The organism is Shewanella fidelis ATCC BAA-318, assembly GCF_000518605.1.
GTDB lineage: Bacteria > Pseudomonadota > Gammaproteobacteria > Enterobacterales > Shewanellaceae > Shewanella > Shewanella fidelis.
Genome location: NZ_KI912461.1, coordinates 46,872 through 69,712, shown reverse-complemented (window position 1 = coordinate 69,712; position 22,841 = coordinate 46,872). Strand labels below are relative to the sequence as shown.

Annotated in this window: 18 protein-coding genes; 9 read left to right on the top strand and 9 right to left on the bottom strand. The window is 42.0% G+C overall.

Features of this window, described 5'->3' with window-relative positions; all coding sequences use genetic code 11:
* Positions 1–17: 17 nt before the first annotated feature.
* The 3 genes from L884_RS0119750 to L884_RS0119740 form a co-directional block, all read right to left on the bottom strand.
* Positions 18–899: a UDP-2,3-diacylglucosamine diphosphatase gene (locus tag L884_RS0119750; RefSeq protein ID WP_028769108.1), complete on the bottom strand. Its 882-nt coding sequence runs from the start codon at positions 897–899 to the stop codon at positions 18–20.
* A 163-nt stretch (positions 900–1,062) separates the two neighbouring features.
* Positions 1,063–2,349 (bottom strand): YjiH family protein, encoded by a 1,287-nt coding sequence (locus tag L884_RS0119745; protein WP_245603176.1) that lies wholly within the window; start codon positions 2,347–2,349, stop codon positions 1,063–1,065.
* A 425-nt stretch (positions 2,350–2,774) separates the two neighbouring features.
* Positions 2,775–4,319 (bottom strand): methyl-accepting chemotaxis protein, encoded by a 1,545-nt coding sequence (locus L884_RS0119740; protein ID WP_084221477.1) that lies wholly within the window; start codon positions 4,317–4,319, stop codon positions 2,775–2,777.
* A 335-nt stretch (positions 4,320–4,654) separates the two neighbouring features.
* Between L884_RS0119740 and L884_RS0119735 the strand changes: the two genes are divergently transcribed.
* Positions 4,655–5,350, top strand: coding sequence for a DUF998 domain-containing protein (locus L884_RS0119735; protein ID WP_245603170.1), 696 nt, complete (start codon positions 4,655–4,657; stop codon positions 5,348–5,350).
* Positions 5,351–5,403: 53 nt separating this feature from the next.
* Here the strand turns inward: L884_RS0119735 and L884_RS0119730 are convergent, their stop codons facing one another.
* Together L884_RS0119730 and ubiU are read right to left on the bottom strand one after the other, a co-directional pair.
* Positions 5,404–6,261, bottom strand: coding sequence for a U32 family peptidase (locus tag L884_RS0119730; RefSeq protein WP_028769104.1), 858 nt, complete (start codon positions 6,259–6,261; stop codon positions 5,404–5,406).
* Positions 6,262–6,270: 9 nt separating this feature from the next.
* Positions 6,271–7,272 (bottom strand): ubiquinone anaerobic biosynthesis protein UbiU, encoded by a 1,002-nt coding sequence (gene ubiU / locus L884_RS0119725; RefSeq protein ID WP_028769103.1) that lies wholly within the window; start codon positions 7,270–7,272, stop codon positions 6,271–6,273.
* Positions 7,273–7,404: 132 nt separating this feature from the next.
* Between ubiU and ubiT the strand changes: the two genes are divergently transcribed.
* Positions 7,405–7,917, top strand: coding sequence for a ubiquinone anaerobic biosynthesis accessory factor UbiT (gene ubiT / locus L884_RS0119720; protein ID WP_028769102.1), 513 nt, complete (start codon positions 7,405–7,407; stop codon positions 7,915–7,917).
* Between the two features lie 45 nt (positions 7,918–7,962).
* Here ubiT and L884_RS0119715 read toward each other — a convergent pair whose 3' ends face one another.
* Complete coding sequence (locus tag L884_RS0119715) at positions 7,963–9,654, bottom strand: RluA family pseudouridine synthase (RefSeq protein ID WP_028769101.1); 1,692 nt, start codon at positions 9,652–9,654, stop codon at positions 7,963–7,965.
* A gap of 271 nt (positions 9,655–9,925) precedes the next feature.
* On the opposite strand from L884_RS0119715, the gene L884_RS0119710 reads away from it, so the two are divergent.
* Complete coding sequence (locus L884_RS0119710) at positions 9,926–10,492, top strand: DUF1287 domain-containing protein (protein ID WP_028769100.1); 567 nt, start codon at positions 9,926–9,928, stop codon at positions 10,490–10,492.
* A gap of 354 nt (positions 10,493–10,846) precedes the next feature.
* Here the strand turns inward: L884_RS0119710 and L884_RS0119705 are convergent, their stop codons facing one another.
* Positions 10,847–11,104 carry a YfhL family 4Fe-4S dicluster ferredoxin gene (locus L884_RS0119705; RefSeq protein WP_028769099.1) on the bottom strand — a complete coding sequence of 86 codons (258 nt, stop codon included), beginning with the start codon at positions 11,102–11,104 and terminating at the stop codon, positions 10,847–10,849.
* An 87-nt stretch (positions 11,105–11,191) separates the two neighbouring features.
* Positions 11,192–12,568 (bottom strand): prephenate-dependent tRNA uridine(34) hydroxylase TrhP, encoded by a 1,377-nt coding sequence (trhP, locus tag L884_RS0119700; protein ID WP_028769098.1) that lies wholly within the window; start codon positions 12,566–12,568, stop codon positions 11,192–11,194.
* 282 nt (positions 12,569–12,850) lie between these two features.
* Between trhP and L884_RS0119695 the strand changes: the two genes are divergently transcribed.
* On the top strand, positions 12,851–13,693 hold the full coding sequence (locus L884_RS0119695) for an HDOD domain-containing protein (protein WP_028769097.1): 843 nt from the start codon (positions 12,851–12,853) through the stop codon (positions 13,691–13,693).
* A 110-nt stretch (positions 13,694–13,803) separates the two neighbouring features.
* The gene (locus L884_RS0119690; RefSeq protein WP_028769096.1) at positions 13,804–15,288 is read left to right on the top strand and encodes a putative bifunctional diguanylate cyclase/phosphodiesterase; all 1,485 of its coding nucleotides are present in this window, start codon (positions 13,804–13,806) and stop codon (positions 15,286–15,288) included.
* A gap of 114 nt (positions 15,289–15,402) precedes the next feature.
* On the opposite strand, the gene L884_RS0119685 is transcribed toward L884_RS0119690, so the two are convergent.
* The gene (locus L884_RS0119685) at positions 15,403–15,879 is read right to left on the bottom strand and encodes an acyl-CoA thioesterase (RefSeq protein ID WP_051435705.1); all 477 of its coding nucleotides are present in this window, start codon (positions 15,877–15,879) and stop codon (positions 15,403–15,405) included.
* A 398-nt stretch (positions 15,880–16,277) separates the two neighbouring features.
* Here L884_RS0119685 and L884_RS0119680 point away from each other — a divergent pair, with 398 nt between their 5' ends.
* From L884_RS0119680 to L884_RS0119665, 4 genes are all read left to right on the top strand, one after another.
* A complete protein-coding gene (locus tag L884_RS0119680) occupies positions 16,278–19,337 on the top strand; it encodes an EAL domain-containing protein (RefSeq protein ID WP_028769094.1) in 3,060 nt (1,019 codons plus the stop codon).
* Positions 19,338–19,491: 154 nt separating this feature from the next.
* Positions 19,492–20,829, top strand: a complete 1,338-nt coding sequence (locus L884_RS22445) for a DEAD/DEAH box helicase (protein ID WP_037411336.1) — start codon at positions 19,492–19,494, stop codon at positions 20,827–20,829.
* Between the two features lie 200 nt (positions 20,830–21,029).
* Positions 21,030–21,335: a hypothetical protein gene (locus L884_RS0119670; protein WP_028769093.1), complete on the top strand. Its 306-nt coding sequence runs from the start codon at positions 21,030–21,032 to the stop codon at positions 21,333–21,335.
* 256 nt (positions 21,336–21,591) lie between these two features.
* Positions 21,592–22,743 carry a CobW family GTP-binding protein gene (locus L884_RS0119665; protein WP_028769092.1) on the top strand — a complete coding sequence of 384 codons (1,152 nt, stop codon included), beginning with the start codon at positions 21,592–21,594 and terminating at the stop codon, positions 22,741–22,743.
* Positions 22,744–22,841 lie beyond the last annotated feature (98 nt).

Below are 22,841 nucleotides of genomic sequence, written 5' to 3'. Positions count from 1 at the left end.
GCGATTGCATTAGTTGACTAAGCAACATGCCGCTGAGCTGTCTGCTGGTTATTGTCAAATGAGAAAGATTTTATGAGTTGGGTAGTGGCGTTAATTTCATCCCACTTTAAAAGCTGAAACTCACCTTGCATGGATTCGGCAATCAAAGTGCAGTTTTCTACCCAGTCACCATCGTTGGCATAAAGGATGCCGTGTTTGTGTTCAAGCGCAGGTTGATGAATATGGCCACAAATAACCCCATCGACCTCTTTAATATTCGCATAACGGCTTACTGCAGCTTGGTAATCACTAATTGCTTGCTGTGCCTTGTTGATTTTTAGTTTTATATAGCTAGCTAACGACCAGTAGGGGTAACCCATTAAGCCACGCACTTGATGTAAGCAACGGTTTAGCCATAGCAAAAGATCATAAAGGTGATCGCCAAGTTTGGCGTAGGCTCGTCCTACGCAAACCTCGCCGTCAAATTGGTCACCATGCAACATCAGTATTTTGCGACCGCTAACACCGATATGGATATATTCGTTAGCGATAGACAGATCCCATAAATGAAAACCGCTATAGGGTTTGAGTGTTTCGTCATGATTACCGGGAAGGTAGACAATTTTGACTCCATTGCGTGCCATTTTAAGCAGTTGTTGTAGCACCTTGTTATGGGATTCTGGCCAATACACTCGGCGTTTTAAGGCCCATACATCAAGGATATCTCCCACTAAGTATAGAGAATCGGTATCGACCTGTTTTAACAGTTGTAGTAGATACTCAGCTTTACAGTCTTTACTGCCTAAGTGCACATCTGACAACCAAATGGCATGGTAACTTGGTTTTTTCTTTAATGTTGCTATCGGCGGTATAGCTTGGGAAGAGGTTGCACGTTTAGTATTTGTAGGCTTGATACTCATGGATGGGCCATTGCAATCCTGATTTGCAACTAGAGTAAAAGTAGAAATTGACCCATTGATGAACAATTTATGGCGCGTTGATGACAGCGCGTGTAGTGATAAACGGGCAGGAATAAAAAAGGAGCGCAAGGCGCTCCTTTGATAATGTTACCTGTGTTTACACTTAGAAGATAAAGTGTGCAACCCCTGCGATAACTGGCAGAGTAACTAAGGTTCTTAGAATGAATACAACGAACAGTTCTAAGAAGTTAACTGGGATTTTACTACCAATCAGTAGCGCACCGACTTCACTCATGTAGATAAGCTGTGTTACAGATAAGGTTGCAATAATAAAGCGAGTCATATCAGATTCGATAGAGCTGGCTAAAATTGCAGGAATGAACATATCTGCAAAACCGACCATAATGGTTTTAGATGCAGCTGCAGCTTCAGGTACTTGTAATAGCTCAAGTAACGGAATAAACGGCATACCTAAATATTCAAAGATTGGGGTAAACTCAGCGATCATTAGCGCGATAGTACCGATACCCATAACGACTGGGATCACGCCAAAAATCATGTCGATAACGTTTTTCACGCCATCAACTAAAGTGTGTTTAATCCCGCCTGCATTTGAGGCTTTATTTAAGGCTTGATGCATACCCCAAGAGAATACGTTAAAGCCTGCAGGCACAACTTCATCGTCTGCATGACGTGGCGTTTCATCGACGTAGACATCTTTTTTCCACGATAGTGGTGGTAGCTTAGGTACGACAATTGCGGCGACAAAACCAGCTAAACACACGGTTAAGTAAAACGGCACAAATAGGTGCTCTAGCTTAACTTGAGAAATGACCACTAATGAGAAAGTAATTGAAACGGCAGAGAAAGTTGTACCAATAACCGCCGCTTCTCTTTGGGTATAAAAGCGTGCTTCATATTGTTTGCTGGTCATTAAAATGCCCACGCTACCGTCACCTAACCAAGACGCCATACAGTCAATAGCACTGCGGCCTGGAAGGTTAAAAATAGGGCGCATGACTTTAGTTAGCATTGCACCAAGCAGTTCTAGTAAGCCAAAGTTAAGCAGTAATGGCAGTAGCATTCCGGCAAATAAGAAAACCGAGAACAGTACGGGTAATAAATCGTTTAGTACGAGTGCGCCTGTACCACCAGAGCGAATGGCTTCAGGACCGAAACCAAAGTAGGTGAGTACGATAAAGATAGCACCAAGCACGCGAACCACAGCCCAGATAGGGCTGACGTTAAATAGTGAATTTAAAAAGTGCTGTTCAACAATAAACTTAGGCTTAATTGCCTTGGTTAGTAAGGTTGCGGTTGCGGTGAACACAACAATTGCAGTCACTATGCCAACAAGTACATCACTTAGTAGGCTTTGTAAGCCTTTAGAAATAATCGCGATAGGGATTGTCAGCGAGTCATTATAGTTAACTGGCAGCATAAACAACATAAGACCAATCAGAGATGGGACGATGAAGGTCAGTATTGTCTTGATACTGTGGGTTTGTTTTTCTTGCACTTTATTTACACCCTAAATAACAAAATTTGCTTAATGACTATAAACCAATGTTTATGCATAAACAGATAAATAATTGAATAACCATTCAATAGTTAGTCAATGATAGCCTCATCATCCAATTTTCTAAGTTAATGATGACTATTATTATGTAGTGTAATTCACTACCACTGAATAGTTATTAGTTCTTTATGATTACTTATATTGTATCGGAAGTTTGTAAAAAAGCACAAAACTTTTTTAGCGTTAATTCTTTTGAAAACATATGTTTGCAAATGTTAACTGCTGGTTGATTTGTTGTGGTTTGTCTTGGCCGTTATTGATAGAAACTAACGGCCGATGAGTGGTTTACAGAAGAATTAACTAAATGTTTTTCTCAGGGATTTTGCTTTTTCAGCATTAAACTTTAACTCTTTGACTGAGTCCTCAACTAAGGTTACAGCGCATAGGTTTTCACTTGAGGCTTGGCTAATTTGGCTAATATTTTGATTTATCTCACCAACCACGAGTGTTTGTTGTTCGGCAGCTACCGCATTTTGTAGGGCTAATTGCTGGATTTCCTTCATTGACTGATAGATAGCATCGACTTTTTGTGCGGAGATTTCTGCATCCTCGCTGCATAATAATGCCTGAGACTTGCTATGATCCATTTGTTGCGACCATTGGTTGAGCATGGTGAACATTTTATCAACGCTTTTGGATATTGAAGTGGTAGATTGTTGAGTACGGCTTGAAAGGGCTCTGACTTCATCCGCGACTACGGCAAAACCACGCCCTTGCTCTCCAGCTCTTGCAGCTTCAATTGCTGCATTAAGGGCAAGCAAGTTGGTTTGTTCGGCAATCGCATCAATTTCGGTCATCGCACTGGCCACTTCTTCTGCTTCTTTATTTAATAAATGAGCATTGGCTGCTGCATCGGCTACTGAGTTGGATAAGCTACTGATACTGATTGCATTTTTCTGCATTTTTTCACGACTGTCGTGACAGATCTGATAAGTGTCTTTGATACTATCTGATGTTGATTGCGTGTTTTTCGCCACTTCATTAATGGTCGCCCCCATCTCTTCAGTGGCACTGGCAATTTGCTCGATTTGTTGGTTTTCTATATCTAAGCCTACGTGAGTTTGCTCGGCAGCGGCAATAAGTTGACTGGCAATATCTTCAATATGTTCGGCGTTATCTTGTGAGCGTCCAAGCACGCCCTGAAGTTTGGCGTCTTTCATCATCAGTTGGAAATCTAATAAAGATGACGTATCTCGTCCGCAGTAAACAAAGCGGCTAATAGAGTCATATTCTTGCTTCATCTTCATTAATCTTGCCGGTACTCTAAAGGCTTCATCGTAAAATATGGCCAAATTCACGGCCATTAATACTATGCCCGCAATTATTACTCCCCATCCCCAGATTATGCCCGCAGCAACTAAGCCTGTGGTTGCAGAGAGTACTGACAGTATGCGTTTATTAGTTAAGCTAAGAGGGTCATCAACACGCTTGCCTTGGTTTAAACGCTGGTAAATAGCGCTCGCACGGCTGATGAGTTCAGGACTTGCTTTAACCCGTACAGACTGATAACCAATAAGTTGACCTTTATCAAAAAGTGGTGAGACAAAGGCATCAACCCAATAATAACGGCCATCTTTACAACGATTTTTGACCACTCCTCGCCATGATTGGCCCGAGGCTAGCTTACTCCACATCTCTTTAAATGCGGCTTTAGGCATATCTGGGTGACGAACCATATTGTGGTTATGGCCGATAAGTTCTTGTTCGCTAAAACCAGATATTTCGATAAAGCGTTGGTTGACGTAGGTGATCACCCCGCGTTTATCTGTGGTTGAGATCAGTTGGTCTTGGGTGTTTAGAACGACTTCCTGATCTATTATTTTTGCTCTTTTTATTGTCATTATTATTGATCCCTGTGACAGCATAAGCATTGCAATAATTTATCAATGCATTAACACACGGCATAGAGTATCCCATTAATACATTCGTTTGAAATGTTAGAGTTGATTTTTTCTCAGGAAATTCAATTACAAAACTTGTGGGAACTTTTTATCTTTATCTTTGGGGTTATTCACTAATTATTCTATGTTTTCTAGACTAGTGTTTAATTTTTATAACATTCATCTTGAAAGCAAGTTCTATAGGTTATAAAAATAGCACTAGTGTCATACTTGTGAGCGAGTGGTTGAGCTACTGATATTCAGGCTATTGGCTATTATTTCAACAACACGATCAAATGGAACTTATGCTGGTTGATAAACAAATAAAAGTGTCGAAGTTAGCGTTTAGATTTGGTGCCTTAGGGATTTTTGGTCAGCTACTTGGGCTTGCCTTGTCTATTGCGATGTTTGAACAGTTTGATGGTGCCGGGTTTAATTTTTTAAATCATACATTGAGCGAGCTGGGTAGCTACGGTCGCTTTCAATATGCTGTAGTCATGAATGGCGGATTGTTTTTTGGTGGTTTGTGTGTGGTACTGAGTTGTTTGCTGAGCATGCAGCTAACAGGTTCTCCTTGGCGTTTGTGCTTTTTTATTTGTTTTGGCTTGAGTTTTTTATCTTTGTCAGCCATGGGGTTATTTCCAGTTAATGTTTACCATTTACACATTATTGCTATTAAATATTTCTTTGTCTGCGGTTGCTTAAGCGCATTGTTTTATGGGGTCTATCTATTGCGAGTCCCTGCTAGTCAGCCTTCTTTTTTAACCAAAGTCATTACAGCCATGGCATTTGTTGTTATGGGCGCGTTTATTGTACTACCTTGGTTTGAGTTTGATCTGACAGAGGGGAATAGAGCATTTTATACTGAAATGTTAGTTGATCCGCTGCGGCCTGAAATATGGTGGCCTGCGATTTCTCAATGGGTTGGCTTGGCGACCTTTTTGCTATGGAGCGCATTAGTGATTAACAGCTTTAGCACTGAAAATCACTAATACTTGTTAGTAAAGTTTTCTATTCATTAGCTGTGATAGCTAGTTACTCGCTATTACTGAGGCGCAATTTGATTAAAGCCTGCAGCTTGATGCCAATATCCATTGCAAGTTAAGCTTTTATCTGATGTCGCTTGGCTCAAAATAGTCTCTGCAACTTCAATACTGCTGAGACTGTGAGGCGATACTCTAAAGTAATCTACACCGAGCGTTCTCATTTGCTCAACTTCAGCGGATAAGTCGATTAAGCTTGCTGATTGGGTTTGGATACCATTAAGCCTTAACAGTGGTTGCTCATCCATTGTTTGTGCAAGTAAACCTTTAGGGTGAGCTAAACAAGCAATTTGGCAGTCATCTTTTTGCAGCCCTTGTTGACGAGCGGTAAAACAGCGTGCCGAATGCGCTAACGGCAAATAGCCATGACCAAACACTTCAACCTCAAAAGGCGGAGGCGTTTCAGTTGCAATCACATGAGCAAGCCACTCCTTTGATAACTCAATAGGCATTACAAATCTTTGCATGCCCCATTGATGTAACTTTTTAAGGGTCGCAAAGTTATAGTTGTTCATACTGGGGCCGCAAACAAATGGCAGTTTCAACTCACGAGCAGCTTGTACCGCGCCCATGTCGTTAGCCTCTATAATGAACTCGCCATTGTCGACTTGCTTTTTTAGCTCGGTATATTCAGACGGTGACTCTAATAACGCTAAAGTTGACAGTACGACTTGTTTGCCAGCCGCTTTTAACATTTGCGCGATGGCAAAATAATCGGCAAATTTCAGTTGTCGACGACGACTGCAAACGGTTTCACCTAAGTAAACTAAAGGAATATTACTTTGAGCCACTTGCTGATAAAACTCGTTTACTTTTTGTTTTTCCCAGCAATATTGTAAAGGGCCTAGTGATGTTTTCATGGTTTGTCCTTATTGCCAGTTACGCTCGTAAGCACCAAGAGTGGTTGTTTGTCCCTCTGCAACTTTTGCTAACGCTTGCTGCCACGCTGGCTGAGTTTGATATTTTTCTGGTGCGGCCAGATAACTATCAATCGCTGCACGCCAAACTCTAGTTACCTGTTCGACATAGGCAGGGCTGCGTTGACGACCTTCAATTTTTAGTGAGACGACATTAGCTTTAGCGAGCTCAGGCAGCAGGCTTAAGGTATTTAAGCTAGTAGGCGACTCGAGAATGTGTTGCGGAGTATCATTATCTTCAGTGGTATAACGACCCTTACAAACAACCGGATAACCCATTTGCTCATCGAGACCAGACTTATCAATTAATACGTCATTAAGTAAGGTTAAACGGCTGCTGTTACTCTCTTGCCAACGCACATGTTTGGCAGGCGAGCAAGAGCCTCCTGTATTTGGTGACTGGCCGGTTACGTATGATGACAAATGGCAACGTCCTTCAGCCATGATACATAAGCTACCAAAGGCAAATACCTCTAAATCGACCGGAGTGACTTTAGCAAGATCGCGCACTTGCTTCATCGATAATACTCGCGGCAACACCGCGCGCTCGATATTAAACTCCTGCTTGTAGAGCGTTAGCGCCCCTAAATTGGTTGCACTTGCTTGCACCGATAGATGTAACGGCAGATGTGGATAACGACTGTGTGCATAATCGAGTAACGATAGATCGGCAACGATTAGGGCATCCACACCCGTATCGGCAGCAAGATCTATTGCTTGGTGCCAACGCTTTTCTTCCCCAGGCTTTGGAAATGTGTTGATGGTGAGAAATATTTTCTTGCCACACTTCTTAGTAAATTCGGCGGCTTGCTGGAGTTTCTTCGGGGTAAAATTTAATCCTGCAAACGACCGTGCGTTGGTATCGTCCTTAAGACCGAGGTAGACCGCATCAGCACCTGCATTGAGGGCGGTTTTTAATGATGCGAGATTGCCCGCGGGGCACAGTAATTCCATATGGATGCTCCAAAAATATTGAAACAGGAGTTTAAAAGGGAATGAAGATCATATTTTTGATGTAAAACAGGTTTGTGATCATAAAAGCTAGGTAAAATTCCTTTCTTTGCCACATTTTGGATACATTTTCACATGCAAGGTTTTTCTGTTAACAAATTAGCTCAACAAATACTCGAAATTGGGCCGAAAGCCATTGCTCGTCCTTTAGCCATTGTGCCTTTTGAGTTAAAAGCACAATTGTTAAAGCGTATTCTTTCTTTGCTATTGGCTGAGCAAGCAGCAGATGATGAGCTTGAGTTTTTTGACGGACGTTGGGTGGCAATTAATATTGAAGATTTAGGCTTAACATTTGAAGTGACCTATGACCGTGTATGGCAAATCAGGCCATTAGAAGCCTCTGAAGTCACCTTTACCGCTCAGTCAAAAGATTTGTTATTGATAGCAGCAGCAAAAGAAGATCCAGATAGTCTGTTTTTCCAGCGTAAGCTGTGCATTGAGGGAGACACTGAACTCGGTCTTGAAGTGAAAAATCTACTGTTGAGTGTTGAATTTGATGCCATGCCGGCAGGGCTTAAAATTGCGGTAGAAAAGTCTGCCTTAGCATTACAAACCTTACAAGCTAAGGCAGAACCTAAATTTGCATAAGGGCAAATATTTGATGCACCGTGTTATTCCACGGTGCATCCTTGTTTAAGCTTCTTGACTAAAGTCGACATCCACCTCAAAGCTCAAACGTTCATTGGTTAGCGGATGATTTAACACTAATTGCTGGGCATGCAAATGTAAGCGATTGGATTTTTGTCCATATAAATCATCACCAATAATTGGTAACGCCAGACCATCTTGATGTGCACAATGGACTCTAAGTTGATGAGTACGTCCTGTATGTGGGTAAAGATATAACAGCGTGGTACTTTCGCTGCGCTGTTTTACCTGCCAATAGGTATGGGCGTGTTTGCCGTGCTCAAAACACACAAGTTGCCTTGGTCTGTCATCAATATCACCACGCAGCGGTAGCTTGATCTCACCGCTTTGTTGTTTTACCACTCCAGCCACTTGCGCCACATAGCGTTTTTCAACAGTGCGTGCGATAAATTGCTTAGCTAGGGACTTGTTAGCTTCGCTTGTTAGCGCAATAACCATTAATCCAGAAGTCGACATATCGAGTCGATGGACAATTAATGGACCTGTCGCCTGTGGAAACATCGCCTTCATACGAGCATAAACTGAGTCTGTGACATTTTTACCGGGAACAGATAAGAATTCTGCAGGCTTATTGACAATCGCCATCACCTCATCTTGATAGATGATTTCCAATGACTTACCGGCAGCAGGGTTAGTTAGCAGCGGGTTGGCGTCCATCTCTATGCCTTTGAGCATATGGCTTAGAATTGGCTGACATTTACCTTGGCAAGAGCCGTAAAAGTTTTTATGTTGCCTGATCTCTGATTTGGGCGAAGCGCCCCACCAAAACTCAGCCATCGCAAGGGGCGTTAATCCTTGACTAAAAGCAAACTGTAGCAATTTAGGTGCGGCGCATTCACCCGCGCCCGCTGGTGGCTGCTGGGTTGGGCTATCTTTAAAGATTTCATTTAGATCTTTAAGTTCGCCAGCTTGGTTTAAAAATTGGTACTGGGCAAATAATTGCTGTTGTAGACTGTTAGATTGCTGAGCTCGCTCAGCTTTAATTGCAGCTATTTCAGCAAGTAAACTATCAAGCTGGTCCTTAACTACGTCGCATTGTTGTTGCCATTCAAGCTTAAGACTATTTAAGCGGAATTTTTCAGCAACGCTTTCTTTGCCAAGCATTATATTGAGCTCATCTATCTCGTTAGTACTGAGTTGCTGTGCGTGTGCTCGGCGCTGCTTGCGGATTTTGCGGTTTTCGATGATTTCTGCTCGCATTGCATCTAGCGCTGTATCTTGCTGCTGACGTAATGTTGCAAGCTTGGCTGTTAAGCGTTCAATATCCGGATTGGACTGCGCTGTTTGTAGCTTTGCGCTTAACTGATTAAGCGTTTGCATGCCAACATGGAAAAAGCTCTCTTGTGCCAACATATCGAACACTGGCGGTACAAATCCGTTAAGTAAGTTTTGCTCGGCGAGCTTGCCCGAAAATGCTGATAAGTAGCCCAGTTCGCCGTTTTGGTTGCGTACTAACAAGACACCAAACATTTTACCAATTACAGGCCCTGAGTCTTCGGCTAAACCAAAGTTGTGCTGCCAATCGGTTTGTGTACTTAGGTACTGCTGTAGTTCTTTTGCCGCAATTAAGCATAAAGGATGAGGCTCGTAGTAAAAAGGAAAGGTAAAGCGCTCAGGCAGCTGGTATTGATCGATAGCTGATTTGAAAGAGGTAAAACAGTGTTGAGCTGAATACATGGGCATTGGGTATCTTTGTTAGCTGTGTTGATAAGCGCTATTTTGGAGCGAACTTAGTGAGTATGCGGGCAATGAGATTTTACTCTCTCAAGCAAGGGAAGTCACCAGTAGGCTGCGGATGGCAAGGAGCTTGTTTTTACCATATAGCATAAGCAAAGCTTTGTATAACTGCATGCTTGTTTATACTAAGATAAGCTATGTATAGTAATGTTATGATTTATAAAGTTATTTAACTTTATTTAGCAAGAAGATTAACCGTTAAGGACTTATCATGGAACGACTAGGCTTACAGTTATTACTACTTGTGGCAGTGATTAATCCTGTTCAAGCAGAGCCTGATACATTTAATTCGCAGCTTGTACAGGCAGCAATGGCTAGAACCGAACATCAGATTCGTTATGATGGCAGTTATTTTCAACTCGATTATCCTAATGGTGATGTGCCAGCTAACATTGGTGTTTGTACCGATGTCATTATTCGAAGTTACCGTCAATTAGGAATCGATTTACAGGTGTTAGTGCATGAAGATATGCAGGGTAATTTTGCTCAATATCCTTCCAAAAGAATATGGGGACTGACGCGACCAGATAAGAATATCGATCATCGTAGAGTACCCAATTTACAAGCATTCTTTGCTCGTAATGGACAAGTATTAACTGTGAGTCATGATGTTAGTGACTATCAAGCTGGTGATATTGTCACTTGGATGCTTCCAGGAAATTTGCCGCATATTGGCATTTTAGTCGCGCAACAAGCGGATGATACACAGCGGCCATTAGTTGTACACAACATAGGAGCTGGACCGCAGCTTGAAGATGTGTTGTTTGAGTATTCATAATACCAATCAGTACAAGAATTTGATCAACTCAGAGCGGTTTTTGGCAAACTAATTCAAGGCGAATAGCTGCAATAATGGTGATTCCCTTATAAAGCTAATCAACGCAGAAGTAGGCAGCCAAAAACGCTCCAGAATGGCGAGTTTTAGCGATTCTGATGCAGTGTTAACGAGCTTGATCGTAGAACAACTATGCCCTTCACTCGTTGCCTTGCCTCAAAACCGCTAAACTCTCGCTGAGTGACTAAATGTTTATACTGATTGGTATAACAGGTCATTATCGTTATCAGCCCAGTTTAGGCGTTAAATAAAAATGGAGCCATTTAGGCTCCATTATATAGTTAGGCTTAGACCTGCTTACTCAACAGGTTTACCTGTGAGAATACGGTACTTAATCATTAACTCATCGTCAGATTCTTGGTGATCAGGGTCAACAGCAATACAATCGATAGGGCAGACCGAGATACAGGTTGGTTTTGCATAATGGCCAACACACTCAGTGCACAAAATAGGATCGATCTCATAGATCTCTTCACCCATAGTAATGGCCTGATTAGGGCACTCGGGCTCACACATGTCGCAGTTGATACAGCTGTCGTCGATTAATAATGCCATTGTGTTTATCTTAATCTCGGGAATAAAGGTCTATCGATGAAAGGCTCGATAAACGAGCCTATCTAAACTCAGTATAGTCAGTCGATACTATGCTGGAGTATCAGTTGCCTGATGCGGGTTACGAGTATCTTGTCCTTGCGGCAAGTTACGCAGTAATACTGCTTTATCTAGCTCAACACCAGCAGGCACATCTAAGAACACAAAGTGTCCAGAACCTAGACCAGCTTCGATACTTTCACCTTTACGGTTAATGATAGTCTCGAGTTTGATGGTTAAGTTACCTTGCGGTGTCATCACCTCAACACTGTCACCCAGTAGGAACTTGTTTTTCACTTCAACTTCAGCAAGGCCGGCGTCATTGCGTTTACCTGTGAACTCACCAACAAACTGCTGAGTATCGCTAACTGAATAGCCATAATCATAATTCTGGTATTCGTCATGTACGTGACGACGTAAGAAACCTTCGGTGTAACCGCGGTGAGCTAAACCTTCAAGGTTGTGCATTAGCGTGCGATCAAAATCTTTACCTGCAACAGCATCTTCAATCGCTTGACGATAAAGTTGCGCTGTGCGGGCAACGTAATAGAAAGACTTAGTACGGCCTTCAATTTTCAGTGAATCAACACCCATCTTAGTCAAGCGTTCTACGTGCTGGATAGCACGAAGATCTTTTGAGTTCATGATATATGTGCCATGCTCATCTTCAAACGCTGGCATATACTCACCAGGGCGGCCAGCTTCTTGCAACAGTACGATTTGATCTGATGGCTGACCTGCGCCTAATGTTGGTGTTTCAATCTGCACTTCTGGGTTAACTGCAACCACATCGCCAGACTCTGTTTGCTGGGCTTCATGTACGTCATATTTCCAACGGCAAGCGTTGGTGCAGGTACCTTGGTTAGGATCGCGCTTATTAATGTAGCCAGACAATAAACAACGACCTGAGTACGCCATACATAATGCGCCATGTACAAACACTTCAAGTTCGATATCTGGACAGCGTTGGCGGATCTCTTCAATTTCATCCAGTGATAACTCACGGGATAAGATGACACGTTTAATGCCTTGTGATTCCCAAAACTTTACAGATGCCCAGTTAATCGCATTGGCTTGAACTGATAAGTGAACTACTTGATCAGGAAAGGCTTCACGTACCATCATGATTAGACCTGGATCTGACATGATTAATGCATCTGGCTGCATTGCAACCACAGGCTCCATATCTTTGATGTAAGTCTTTAACTTAGCGTTATGTGGTGCAATGTTGCTAACCACATATAGCTTTTTATTAAGGCTATGGGCTTCCTTTATACCAGCAGCTAGGTTTTCCATTTTGAAGTCGTTATTACGTACGCGAAGACTATATCTTGGCTGGCCGGCATAAACAGCATCAGCGCCATAGGCAAAGGCGTAACGCATATTCTTTAATGTACCAGCAGGGGACAATAGCTCAGGTTTAAACATAATAGCTTCTCTGTTAACGGATAAGGATTCGACAATGGGTTACACATTACAAAATGTGCTTGCTCTTGCAAGAAAGTCAGCCGCATATAATAAGTGTCTTTGGGGCGACCAGAATCGTTTATTATAAGATATTGTGATCCAGATAACACTTTTTAGGCGCTTTTTAGACTTTATTGCCTCCTGTTTAAGTATTGATCCATTAATGTTATTTTGCATGCAGCTAAATCGAGCAAATGCTCGACATGAGCTGCTGCAGTTTAATACGCAATTAAAGGAGTAAAGATGTCTACAGAGCATCAAGTATTGGTCGGGTTGTTAAAGAAGTTGAAATCAGATGCTTTAGTTTTACCAACCTTGCCGGAAGTGGCGATGCGTGTGCAAGAAGTCGTAGCAGATAAAGATGCAAGTTTGAAAGATGTTGCCAATATTATCGGCCAAGATGCTGCCATTTCAGCGCGGGTTATCCGGATTGCTAATAGTGCGTTGTATAGTCGAGGGATCCCTGCTGATAATGTCAACGCAGCGATTAATCGCATTGGCTTAGTACAGATTAAATCCATTGTGACTTCAATCGCGATGGAGCAGCTTTTTATCTCAACTAATCAGATGGTTTGGGAAGTGATGGACGAGGTATGGAGTGCCTCTATTGATGTTACCGCTGCGGCATGCGCCATGTTGCAGCAATATAAAGCGCAAAACCCCAATACTCGACTAGACTTTGACACTATGACCCTTGCTGGGCTAGTGCATAATATTGGCGCGTTGCCGGTGCTTACTGAAGCGGAAGCGCAGCCTGATTTATGTGCCAATATAGCGCTTTTACGGACTTTAGTTAAGAAGCTTCAAGGGCCTATAGGGCGAGCGGTATTACAAAGTTGGCAATTCTCGCCGGATGTGATGGAAGTGGTGGAGCGTTGGGCCGATTTAACCTACACATCAACAGATGTGAGTTATTTAGATTTTATCCGTGCGGCTGCATTTTACACTGGCAAGTTACGAGCTGGCGCTGATTTTGACCAGCGGATGCAAGGTTTTATAGAGCGTGGGCTACCTGTTAGTAATGAGCAGCTTAATAGCGAAGAGTTTATTGAAGCTTATCAATCAATTAAAGAAAGTTATCTGTAGTTTATTTTCTCGACAAAGGTTTAATCTCGGTTATATTACTAAGTAGCGCAGTTTTAAGCTGCGCTTTTTAGCAGTGTAATTTTTAAATTTACTTAGGGATAAACCACTCTTTGGATAGTTTTTGGCTCGTCTTTATAAGCTGTTTATTACTTATTATCTTGTTAATAGTTGTATTGTTGCGCCATAAAAAACTGTCAAACGAACTTGATAACCTCTGCAACTCTTTAGCCAAAGATGGAGAGCAAAGCAGTCTTACTGGTGTCAATATATTAGTTAAGTTTGCCTTTATTAAGCAGCAAGTTGCAGAGCTGATAATTAAAGGTCGTCAAGTGGAGCAAGATAAGTTAACTGAGTTAGATAACCGCTTGAGTATGAAGCGTAAACTGGCACAACTTATGCCCTTAGATAAGGGCAGCCTAGTGTTACTCGATATCTATCGCTTTCGCTATGTTAACGACTTATTCGGCTTTAATTTTGGTGATGAGTTATTGAAGCAGATGGCTGCAAGAGTAAAAAGCTTGTCGCCTGATGGCTCGTTAATAGCCAGAATGAATGAAGATGAGTTCCTTATTTATTTTGAAAGTCCGATGCTCGCATCACAGCTACAGCAGTTAATAGACAAGTTACAATTACCTTATGATATTTTCGGCAGCATAATCACCACCCGGGTGCAAATGGGCCACTTAGCGCTAGAGCCTTTTCATAGTGACATTAGTACCATGCTACGTCGACTTGATTTAGCTCTTAAAAAAGCCAAGACCCATGATATTGCCTTGGCTGAGTATGTACTGGGTGATGATGTTGTGCAGCTGCGTGAAGTTTCTATTATCAATAGCTTAGCAAAAGCACTCCGTGATGGTGAGCTATACATGGTGTACCAGCCTAAGCAGAGTTTGCCACAAGGTAATTGTCAACAGGTTGAAGCGTTAATGCGTTGGCAACACCCTCAATTAGGCTCTATTTCTCCCGCAGAGTTTATTCCATTAGCCGAGTACTCCGGCATGATAGATATTGTAAGTCAATGGGCGCTAGATGAAGTATTTGCGCAGCAATCACTTTGGCAAAAGATGGACATAAGGCTTCAAGTTGCGGTTAATTTATCGAGCCAAGATTTACGTAACGCAGGGCTTATTACCGGGATCAAAGCAAGGTTAGAACAGTACGAACTTACAGCCGACTCATTGTCTATTGAAATTACAGAAAGTAAGTTAATGCAAGATTTAGACGGCGCAGTAGCAACGATTAACGAACTTAGAGGGTTAGGAGTTGATGTGGCTATTGATGATTTTGGTACCGGTCATTCTTCATTGGCTTATTTGAAATACTTGCCAGTAGATGAAGTAAAAATTGATAAGGCATTTTTAGATGGTTTGACTATAGATAGCAGAGCGCATCACATCATGGAGACCAGTATCCGATTGGCTAAAGGGTTAGGCTTTAAGGTGACGGTTGAAGGTGTAGAAACCTATGATGTCATGCAAGTGTTGTCGACAATGGGTGTTGATAAAATTCAGGGAGATATTTTTTCTAAACCGATAAAAGCACAAGAATTAGAAACCCGTTGGCATCAATTGAGTACAGCCAGCTACCAGTAACGTTAGTATTATTGGTAGTAGGCAACTAAGCCTGCTTTAAAGATTTCAGGCTTAGTTACATTCATATTAGTTACATTAAAATACGAGCAATGAACTTGCTATCCTAGCCTTTCTTTAGAATATTACCGGTTCAGAAAACGCCTCGCCTAAACGCGCAATAAGTTGCTGTGGCATAGGGCTTAATTGGCGTTTTTTATTCATGCAAACCATCTCTATTTGCGCGGTTACCGCAGGCTTTTTAGCATTCGGCCGCCAGATCTCTTGAAACCAAACCGTACGGTATTTACTCTCAAAATAGAAACGCGTACGCACATCGATAATATCGGCAAACTCCACACCGTCATGGCACTGCATATCAGTACGGTACACGGCAAAACCTAAATCATGTTCATCCCACAGACTCGCTAAACTATTGGCACCGATAACGTGTTCACGCGCTCGTTCAAAATATTTTAAAAAGTTTGGATGATAAACCACGCCTGAAAAATCAGTGTCTTCATAATAAATTTGTACGGGGAAGTGGTAATTCTTGCTGTATTGAATAGGTTTTGCTTCATTTGTTTTAGTGTTTATAAGGGATGATTGCGGCATGAGAATAGGGTTTGCTTTTTAAATGAGGTGAGTCGTTTCAATACAGTCTACCTTAATTCCTAGTAAAAAGAGATCGGCTCAGTGCTCCTGTTACCAACTAAATACAACATGAGTTATTGCTTAAGTCATTGATGAAAATTTTGTTGCAATTTTTTAAGGTAAGACTTTGAGTTTTGATGATTTATTCTCTATCTTTAGGTTAAGCTAAAGTACCCTTTAATGAAAAGGGGGGGATGATGCCGCTTGTTTAGTGGTTTCAGTTTTTCAACAAGGTTTATGACAAGGTGTTTTAGGCATAAATTGGCGCATAATTTAGTTACTCAAACATTGGCGAGTATCGTCTGCCATTTTCATAGCCTTGTTATTAAAAGTTATTTCTCAAGGAAGATTTGCGTCTAATGGAACAAGGTTTATTACTTTCTTTTATTCAGAATTCGGCATTACTACTGGCGATAGTGCTGATCTATGATGCATTGCCTCGGCGATATAAGCATAAGAAAGATGTGATGGCCCGTGTTGGAGTTGGACTACTTGTTGGAGGCATTACCATTGTCTTGATGCTGATGCCTTGGGAGTATAGTGAAGGGGTCTTTTTTGATTCACGAACAGTAATCCTCAGTATATGCGGTATTTTCTTTGGGGGGATAGCCACGTTTGTTGCCGTGGCAGTGAGTGCTGTATACCGGCTAGTTGAAGGCGGCGCAACGCTTGTGCCTGGGATTGGCGCTATCGTCACATCTGGTTTGCTGGGTTATGTATGGGGCCGTTACCGTAAAGGAAAACTGAGTGATGTTGGTTTTAGTGAGTTATTCTTTTTTGGACTGTTCTGTAACGCTATTATTTTGCTTTGGGGATTAAGCTTACCTGCGGAGTTCGCAATAACTCTTTTAAAACAAGTCACTATTCCATTCTTAGTTATTTTTCCTATCACTACAGCTTTGCTCGGGCTACTGCTATCTCGGCGTATTGAAATTAGACGAGATCAGAAAATCAAACTGCAAGATCACCTGTTATTTAAGTCTCATTTCCAGTCTGGAAATATGGGGATTGCGATCACCGATAAACAACATCAATGGATAAAGGTGAACCCCAACTTGTGTGAAATGCTCAACTATAGTGAATCCGAATTGTTGCAACTATCTTGGCCAGAGCTGATGCAAACTCAAGATTATTTCATTTTTAAGCATCACTTTAATCAGATGCTTGATGGCGAGATCAACGAGTTCGAATTGGATATTCGCTTAAAAGCAAAACATGACGTTATGGTATACACCCATATGACTGTTGCCTGCCAGCGCTCGCAAACCAAAGTGGATTTAGTGATAACCGGTTTACTCAATCGCACGACTCAAAAGCAGGCTGAACTTGAAAAGAATGCCAGCCAAGAACAACTTAGACTAGTTTTAGCAAGCAGCGCGCTGGGTTTTTGGGATTGGGATATTAGTAAAGATGAAATCGAGCGTAATGAGCACAGTGCAGCAATACTAGGCTGCGATTTAGACAGTTTAAATCGTAACCCTAAATTATGGGTAAATGCTATTCATACTGATGATCGTGTGACAGTGCTGAAATCGATAGATGCTCATCTCAATGGCGAGACTGAACAATATCGGGCCGAGTACCGGATTCAAAATCAGTCTGGCGACTACCTATGGCTGTTAGATACAGGCAAAGTGATGAGCCGAGATGAAAAAGGTCGGCCATTGCGGATGTGTGGGATCTATACCGATATTACTGAGCAAAAGCGCATCGAAGAGTCATTAACACTAGCGGCATCGGTTTACAATAACAGCAGCGAAGCGATGAGTGTGCAAGATGAGCAAGGCTTTATCATTAATATTAATGCGGCCTTTACTAATATTACTGGTTATAGCGAAGCCGAAGTTAAAAATAAAAATATCAGAGTGTTGCAATGTAACCGTAATAGCCGCAATGCATACCGGCAGATGAGTAATGCCGTTGAGGAATTAGGCTGTTGGCAAGGTGAAGTATGGTTGAGGCGCAAAAATGGCGAAGAGTTTGTTGTGTGGTTAACGCTAAATGCGCTGGTGGATGACAAAGGTAACTCTAAGCGCCGGGTGGCCTTATTCAGTGATATTACTGATAAAAAGCAAGCTGAACAGATTATCTGGAAGCAGGCTAATTACGACCCGCTGACAGGGTTACCTAATCGTCGTATGTTACTCGACTGCTTGTCGACGGAGATGATAAAAGCCGATAGTCGTGAGCAACATTTTGCATTGATGTTTTTAGATTTAGACTACTTTAAAGAGGTGAATGATACTTTAGGGCATGATATGGGCGATCGTTTGCTCTCTGAAGCCGCTAAACGGCTAAAAGCTTGTATTCGTGAAACTGATGTTGTGGCTCGCTTAGGCGGGGATGAGTTTACTGTCGTATTGTCTGGGATCACTGATATTAAAGGTGTCGATAAAGTCGCTAAACATATTTTAACCCGCCTTGCGGAGCCATTTAATCTTGGAGATGAAACCGCTTATATCAGTGCTAGTATCGGCATTACATTATACCCAGATGATGCTTCCACTATCGAAGGTATGTTAAAGCATGCTGATCAAGCTATGTACGCTGCTAAAGGCGAAGGGCGTAATCGGTTCCATTACTTTACGCCTTCAATGCAGCGTGATGCCAAGTATAGGATGCGCTTAATTCAAGATCTACGCCATGCCATAGCTGAGCAAGAGTTCGAGCTTTATTACCAGCCGATTGTTGGCTTACAACAAGATGAGTGTTTAAAGGTTGAAGCTTTGATCCGTTGGCGTCATCCAAAGCGTGGTTTGGTGTCACCGATTGAGTTTATATCGGTAGCAGAAGAAACGGGTCTTATTATTGATATTGGTAATTGGGTATTTCAGCAAGCGGCAAGGCAAAGTGCACTGTGGCGGGACCGCTTTGGCGTAGAAGTACAGATAAGTATCAACAAATCACCAGTTCAATTTCGTGATGAAGGGGAGTGCTTTGATACTTGGGTGTCGTTACTCAACAACCTAGCCCTGACCAATAATAGTATTTGTATCGAAATCACAGAAGGCTTATTACTTGACGGCAATGAAGCAATAGCGGCAACCCTTGAGCGGTATCGCGATGCGGGGATCCAAGTATCGTTAGATGATTTTGGTACAGGCTACTCATCATTGGCATATTTGAAGCGCTTTAAAATAGACTTTTTGAAAATTGATCAATCATTTACTCGAAACTTAGATAGCCAAAATAGTGATTTTACGTTGTGCGAAGCGATTATTGTGATGGCACATAAGTTAGGGATGAAAGTGATTGCTGAAGGGGTAGAAACTGAATATCAGCGCAAGGTATTAGCAGAAGCTGGCTGTGACTATGGTCAGGGCTATCTATTCTCGCGGCCTTTGCCTGTAGAAGAATTTGAACAGCGCTTCATTGAGACCGCTGTGATGCACAAAAACAGCGAAATAAGCGATGCTTGATTTTAACGATTCTTCAAAATGATATTGCCTTAGTATCGCTAGACTCTCGTCTAGCGATTAAATGTTTATACTGATTGGTATTATCTCGCGGTGTATTTTGCTAGACTCCGCGCTCACTTTTATTCCCTGTATTGATATCAGTATTGAGCCGACCATGAACTTTGATGCATTCGATTTACACCGCAAAATTTTAGATGCAGTTTCTGCGCGTGGATACCAGCAATTAACACAAGTGCAGTCGCAAGTGCTGCCGCTTGCTATGGCTGGTAAAGATATTATGGCTTGTGCACAAACCGGGACAGGTAAAACAGCTGCGTTTGCATTACCACTGCTTAATCGTTTAATTCAAGAGTATGGCTTTTTTGGTGCAGATGAAGCTGAGTTGACTCACCAATCAAGTTTAAAAGTGCTTGTACTTACGCCTACTCGTGAGTTAGCGATTCAGGTCGCCGAGAATATCACTGCTTATGCGCAGTTTTTGCCGTTAAAAACGGTTGCGGTATACGGCGGTTCAAACATGAACCCGCAGCGCAAAGCGGTGCAAGCTGGAGTTGATATTTTAGTTGCAACTCCGGGACGTCTGTTCGACTTGATTGGTCAGTTTGGCCTAGATCTATCTAATGTGACACACCTAGTGGTTGATGAAGCAGATCGCATGTTGGATTTAGGCTTTGTTCGCGATATTGAAAAAGTGAAGAAGCTGGTGGCAAAAAGTCATCAAACACTGTTTTTCTCAGCAACTTATAGCGATGCGGTTAAAACGCTAGCGGAGAAAATGCTTGTTAAACCTGAATGGATAAATGTCGCCACAGCTGCCACTGCAAGCCTGATCACTCAAGAAGTTTACCTTGTAGATACACGCCGTAAGGCTGAGCTATTGTCAGAACTTATTGGTCGCAATAATTGGCAACAAGTGTTGGTGTTTGTTAGCACCCGTGAAAGTGCCGAGCATTTACACACCGAGCTCAAACTCGATGGTGTTAAGAATGCGGTATTCCACGGTGAGAAAACCCAAGGTGCGCGTAACCGTGCATTGGAAGAATTCAAATCAGGTAAGCTACGGGTGATGGTTGCGACAGATGTTGCTGCTCGTGGTCTTGATATTGAAGCATTGCCGTTAGTTATTAACCTTGAGCTACCTTTTGCTGCTGAAGATTATGTACATCGTGTAGGTCGTACTGGCCGTGCAGGATTAGCAGGTCACGCTATATCATTTGTGTCACCACAAGATCGCGCCATGATGCAAGAAATCGAAGTGTTAATTGAGCAAACATTACCACGAATTACTATGGCAGGTTATGAAGAAGGCGCACCTTTACCTGCACGTTACCGTGACGTGGTGGCTAAACCTGTAAAAGAGAAAAGCCATAATAAACGTAAGTACCAAGATAAAAACCGTGGTGCTAAAAATGCTGTCGGTAAAAGTCATTTTCGTGGCGCAGCGTCAGGTAAAAGCAGTTATGGTCGTTCAAAAGATAAAGCTAAAAAATAGCTTTGCTGCGAACTAAATAGCGGATCTATCCATAGGGTAGGTTCGCTTTTTTTTATGAGTAATACAGTATTGTTCAGCGAGGTTTTTTGGCACACTCATTCAAGGTTAATAACGGCAAGTGGGAGTGACGCGTATACTAACGAGCCTAACCTATGTTTGTCAGTAGGTTATAAAAGCCAATCTTTTATAGGAGATAGAAAGTGAATAAACTATTGATTTTTATTATGACTTTCATGCTAATAAGTGTCGTTGGCTGTGGTGAGGATATTGAACCTTCTACAGCGGCCAAAAATACAGAAAGTCTTTGTCAGCAAGCTTGGTTTGAGCGAGTAGAACAGCAAATTTCCTCAGGTGATGGTCAAGGGCATGGTCCTGATCTTGGCTCGATAGAGTGGCGTTCAGTGGTAGAGTTCAAGTTAGGTATAAGAGGACAAGCTGGATTGCCAGAAAAAGATTCAGATTTATGGTGTGAATACATTAATAAGCACTTTATCGCTGTGCAATGACTACTGAAAGCGGTAGTAGGAGTGCGCAGGGCTTTATCGTAGCAATAGCGGGTGTTTTGACTGTGAAGCACGAGATAATAAATTTAAGGCCAACTTTTAACCACACATCTTTGATTACCTTCAATCTGCATTTAGAGCACGACTGAATATCCAGCGCTTAAAATACTTGTTTAAGCCACTATTCCTAGGGAGAGTCGTGACTTGTATGACTGTTACCGATTAGAATCTTGGGGCAATCCATAATAGAGTTGACCAAATGATTCAAAAACCGATCACAACAAATATTATTACGGGCTTTTTAGGCGTAGGAAAGACCTCTTTTATCAAAAGCTTATTAAAGAATAAGCCGCAAGGGGAAGTGTGGGCGGTACTGGTTAATGAATTTGGTGAGATAGGCCTTGATAGCGGCTTAATGGGCGACTCGCAAGAACAAGTGCAAATAAAGCAAGTTGCTGGTGGATGTATGTGCTGTGCTGCTGGCGTGCCAATGCAGGTAGCAATTAATCAGTTAATTGCTAAAGCGAAACCCGATCGTTTGCTGATTGAACCAACGGGGTTAGGGCATCCAAAAGAGGTGCTAAAGGTATTGACTCAGCCTCACTATCAACAGGTTTTATCTATGAAGGCGTGTGTGACTTTAGTTGACGCCAGAAAGCTTGATGATAGTCGCTATACCGAGCATGAGATTTTTAACCAACAATTACAGGTTGCTGATGTTGTGTTGGCAAGTAAATCTGATTGTTATGACGCGGGTGTTTTTAAAAAGCTAGCTGATTATGTTGCCAACTTTAAAAGTTTGAATAGCACCACTGACGGCGCTGCAACTAAGCCGCCAATGGTGCCTATTGCACAGTGGAGCACGAGTGCGTCAACTGAATTACATGCAAGTATGGGTAATTTACTTGAGTTACCTCATGTTAGTTTAAGTAATAAGGTTACTGCTATCCAAGCTATTGCAAAACCCAGTGTGCAGCAAGGCGAACCACAGTCAAATAATGTCACTCGTCCGCGTTTACTTGAGCCTAATCAGGGTTCACTATTTTTTAATTCGAATGCTTCAACTCAGCAAGAAGTATTACAAACCGTTGAATTCGATGAACGTGGGATAATGTTCCGCCATAAGCAAGCTGATGGCTTTTATAGCTGTGGATGGGTGTTTGACCCAAGCTACGAATTTGATTTTGATAAGCTGTTAGTTTTTATTAAAAGTAGCAAGGTTATGCGTCTAAAAGCTGTGATGATCACCGAAGAGGGGATTGCAGGTTTTAACTGTGTAGAGTCAGAGTTGTCGGTTATTGAACTTGATGATGCAATGGACTCACGCATAGAGCTGATTGCTATTAATGAAATCGATGCCAACGAGATTGAAGCTGAATTATTACAAATGAGTCAGCGTTTAGGTTATTAGCAGCGACAACCTATTGAATGGTGATTGAGCTAGCGAAGCTGATGACTTTAAATGATTAGCTGAAATACGTCATATATTGAGTGACACAATAATAACTA

What these genes read in the sequence shown, in the direction of transcription:
- L884_RS0119750 (WP_028769108.1), bottom strand. Translation starts at nt 899, where the DNA reads ATGAGTATCAAGCCTACAAATACTAAACGTGCAACCTCTTCCCAAGCT.
- L884_RS0119745 (WP_245603176.1), bottom strand. Translation starts at nt 2,349, where the DNA reads ATGTTGTTTATGCTGCCAGTTAACTATAATGACTCGCTGACAATCCCT.
- L884_RS0119740 (WP_084221477.1), bottom strand. Translation starts at nt 4,319, where the DNA reads ATGACAATAAAAAGAGCAAAAATAATAGATCAGGAAGTCGTTCTAAAC.
- L884_RS0119735 (WP_245603170.1), top strand. Translation starts at nt 4,655, where the DNA reads ATGGAACTTATGCTGGTTGATAAACAAATAAAAGTGTCGAAGTTAGCG.
- L884_RS0119730 (WP_028769104.1), bottom strand. Translation starts at nt 6,261, where the DNA reads ATGAAAACATCACTAGGCCCTTTACAATATTGCTGGGAAAAACAAAAA.
- ubiU (WP_028769103.1), bottom strand. Translation starts at nt 7,272, where the DNA reads ATGGAATTACTGTGCCCCGCGGGCAATCTCGCATCATTAAAAACCGCC.
- ubiT (WP_028769102.1), top strand. Translation starts at nt 7,405, where the DNA reads ATGCAAGGTTTTTCTGTTAACAAATTAGCTCAACAAATACTCGAAATT.
- L884_RS0119715 (WP_028769101.1), bottom strand. Translation starts at nt 9,654, where the DNA reads ATGTATTCAGCTCAACACTGTTTTACCTCTTTCAAATCAGCTATCGAT.
- L884_RS0119710 (WP_028769100.1), top strand. Translation starts at nt 9,926, where the DNA reads ATGGAACGACTAGGCTTACAGTTATTACTACTTGTGGCAGTGATTAAT.
- L884_RS0119705 (WP_028769099.1), bottom strand. Translation starts at nt 11,104, where the DNA reads ATGGCATTATTAATCGACGACAGCTGTATCAACTGCGACATGTGTGAG.
- trhP (WP_028769098.1), bottom strand. Translation starts at nt 12,568, where the DNA reads ATGTTTAAACCTGAGCTATTGTCCCCTGCTGGTACATTAAAGAATATG.
- L884_RS0119695 (WP_028769097.1), top strand. Translation starts at nt 12,851, where the DNA reads ATGTCTACAGAGCATCAAGTATTGGTCGGGTTGTTAAAGAAGTTGAAA.
- L884_RS0119685 (WP_051435705.1), bottom strand. Translation starts at nt 15,879, where the DNA reads ATGCCGCAATCATCCCTTATAAACACTAAAACAAATGAAGCAAAACCT.
- L884_RS0119680 (WP_028769094.1), top strand. Translation starts at nt 16,278, where the DNA reads ATGGAACAAGGTTTATTACTTTCTTTTATTCAGAATTCGGCATTACTA.
- L884_RS22445 (WP_037411336.1), top strand. Translation starts at nt 19,492, where the DNA reads ATGAACTTTGATGCATTCGATTTACACCGCAAAATTTTAGATGCAGTT.
- L884_RS0119665 (WP_028769092.1), top strand. Translation starts at nt 21,592, where the DNA reads ATGATTCAAAAACCGATCACAACAAATATTATTACGGGCTTTTTAGGC.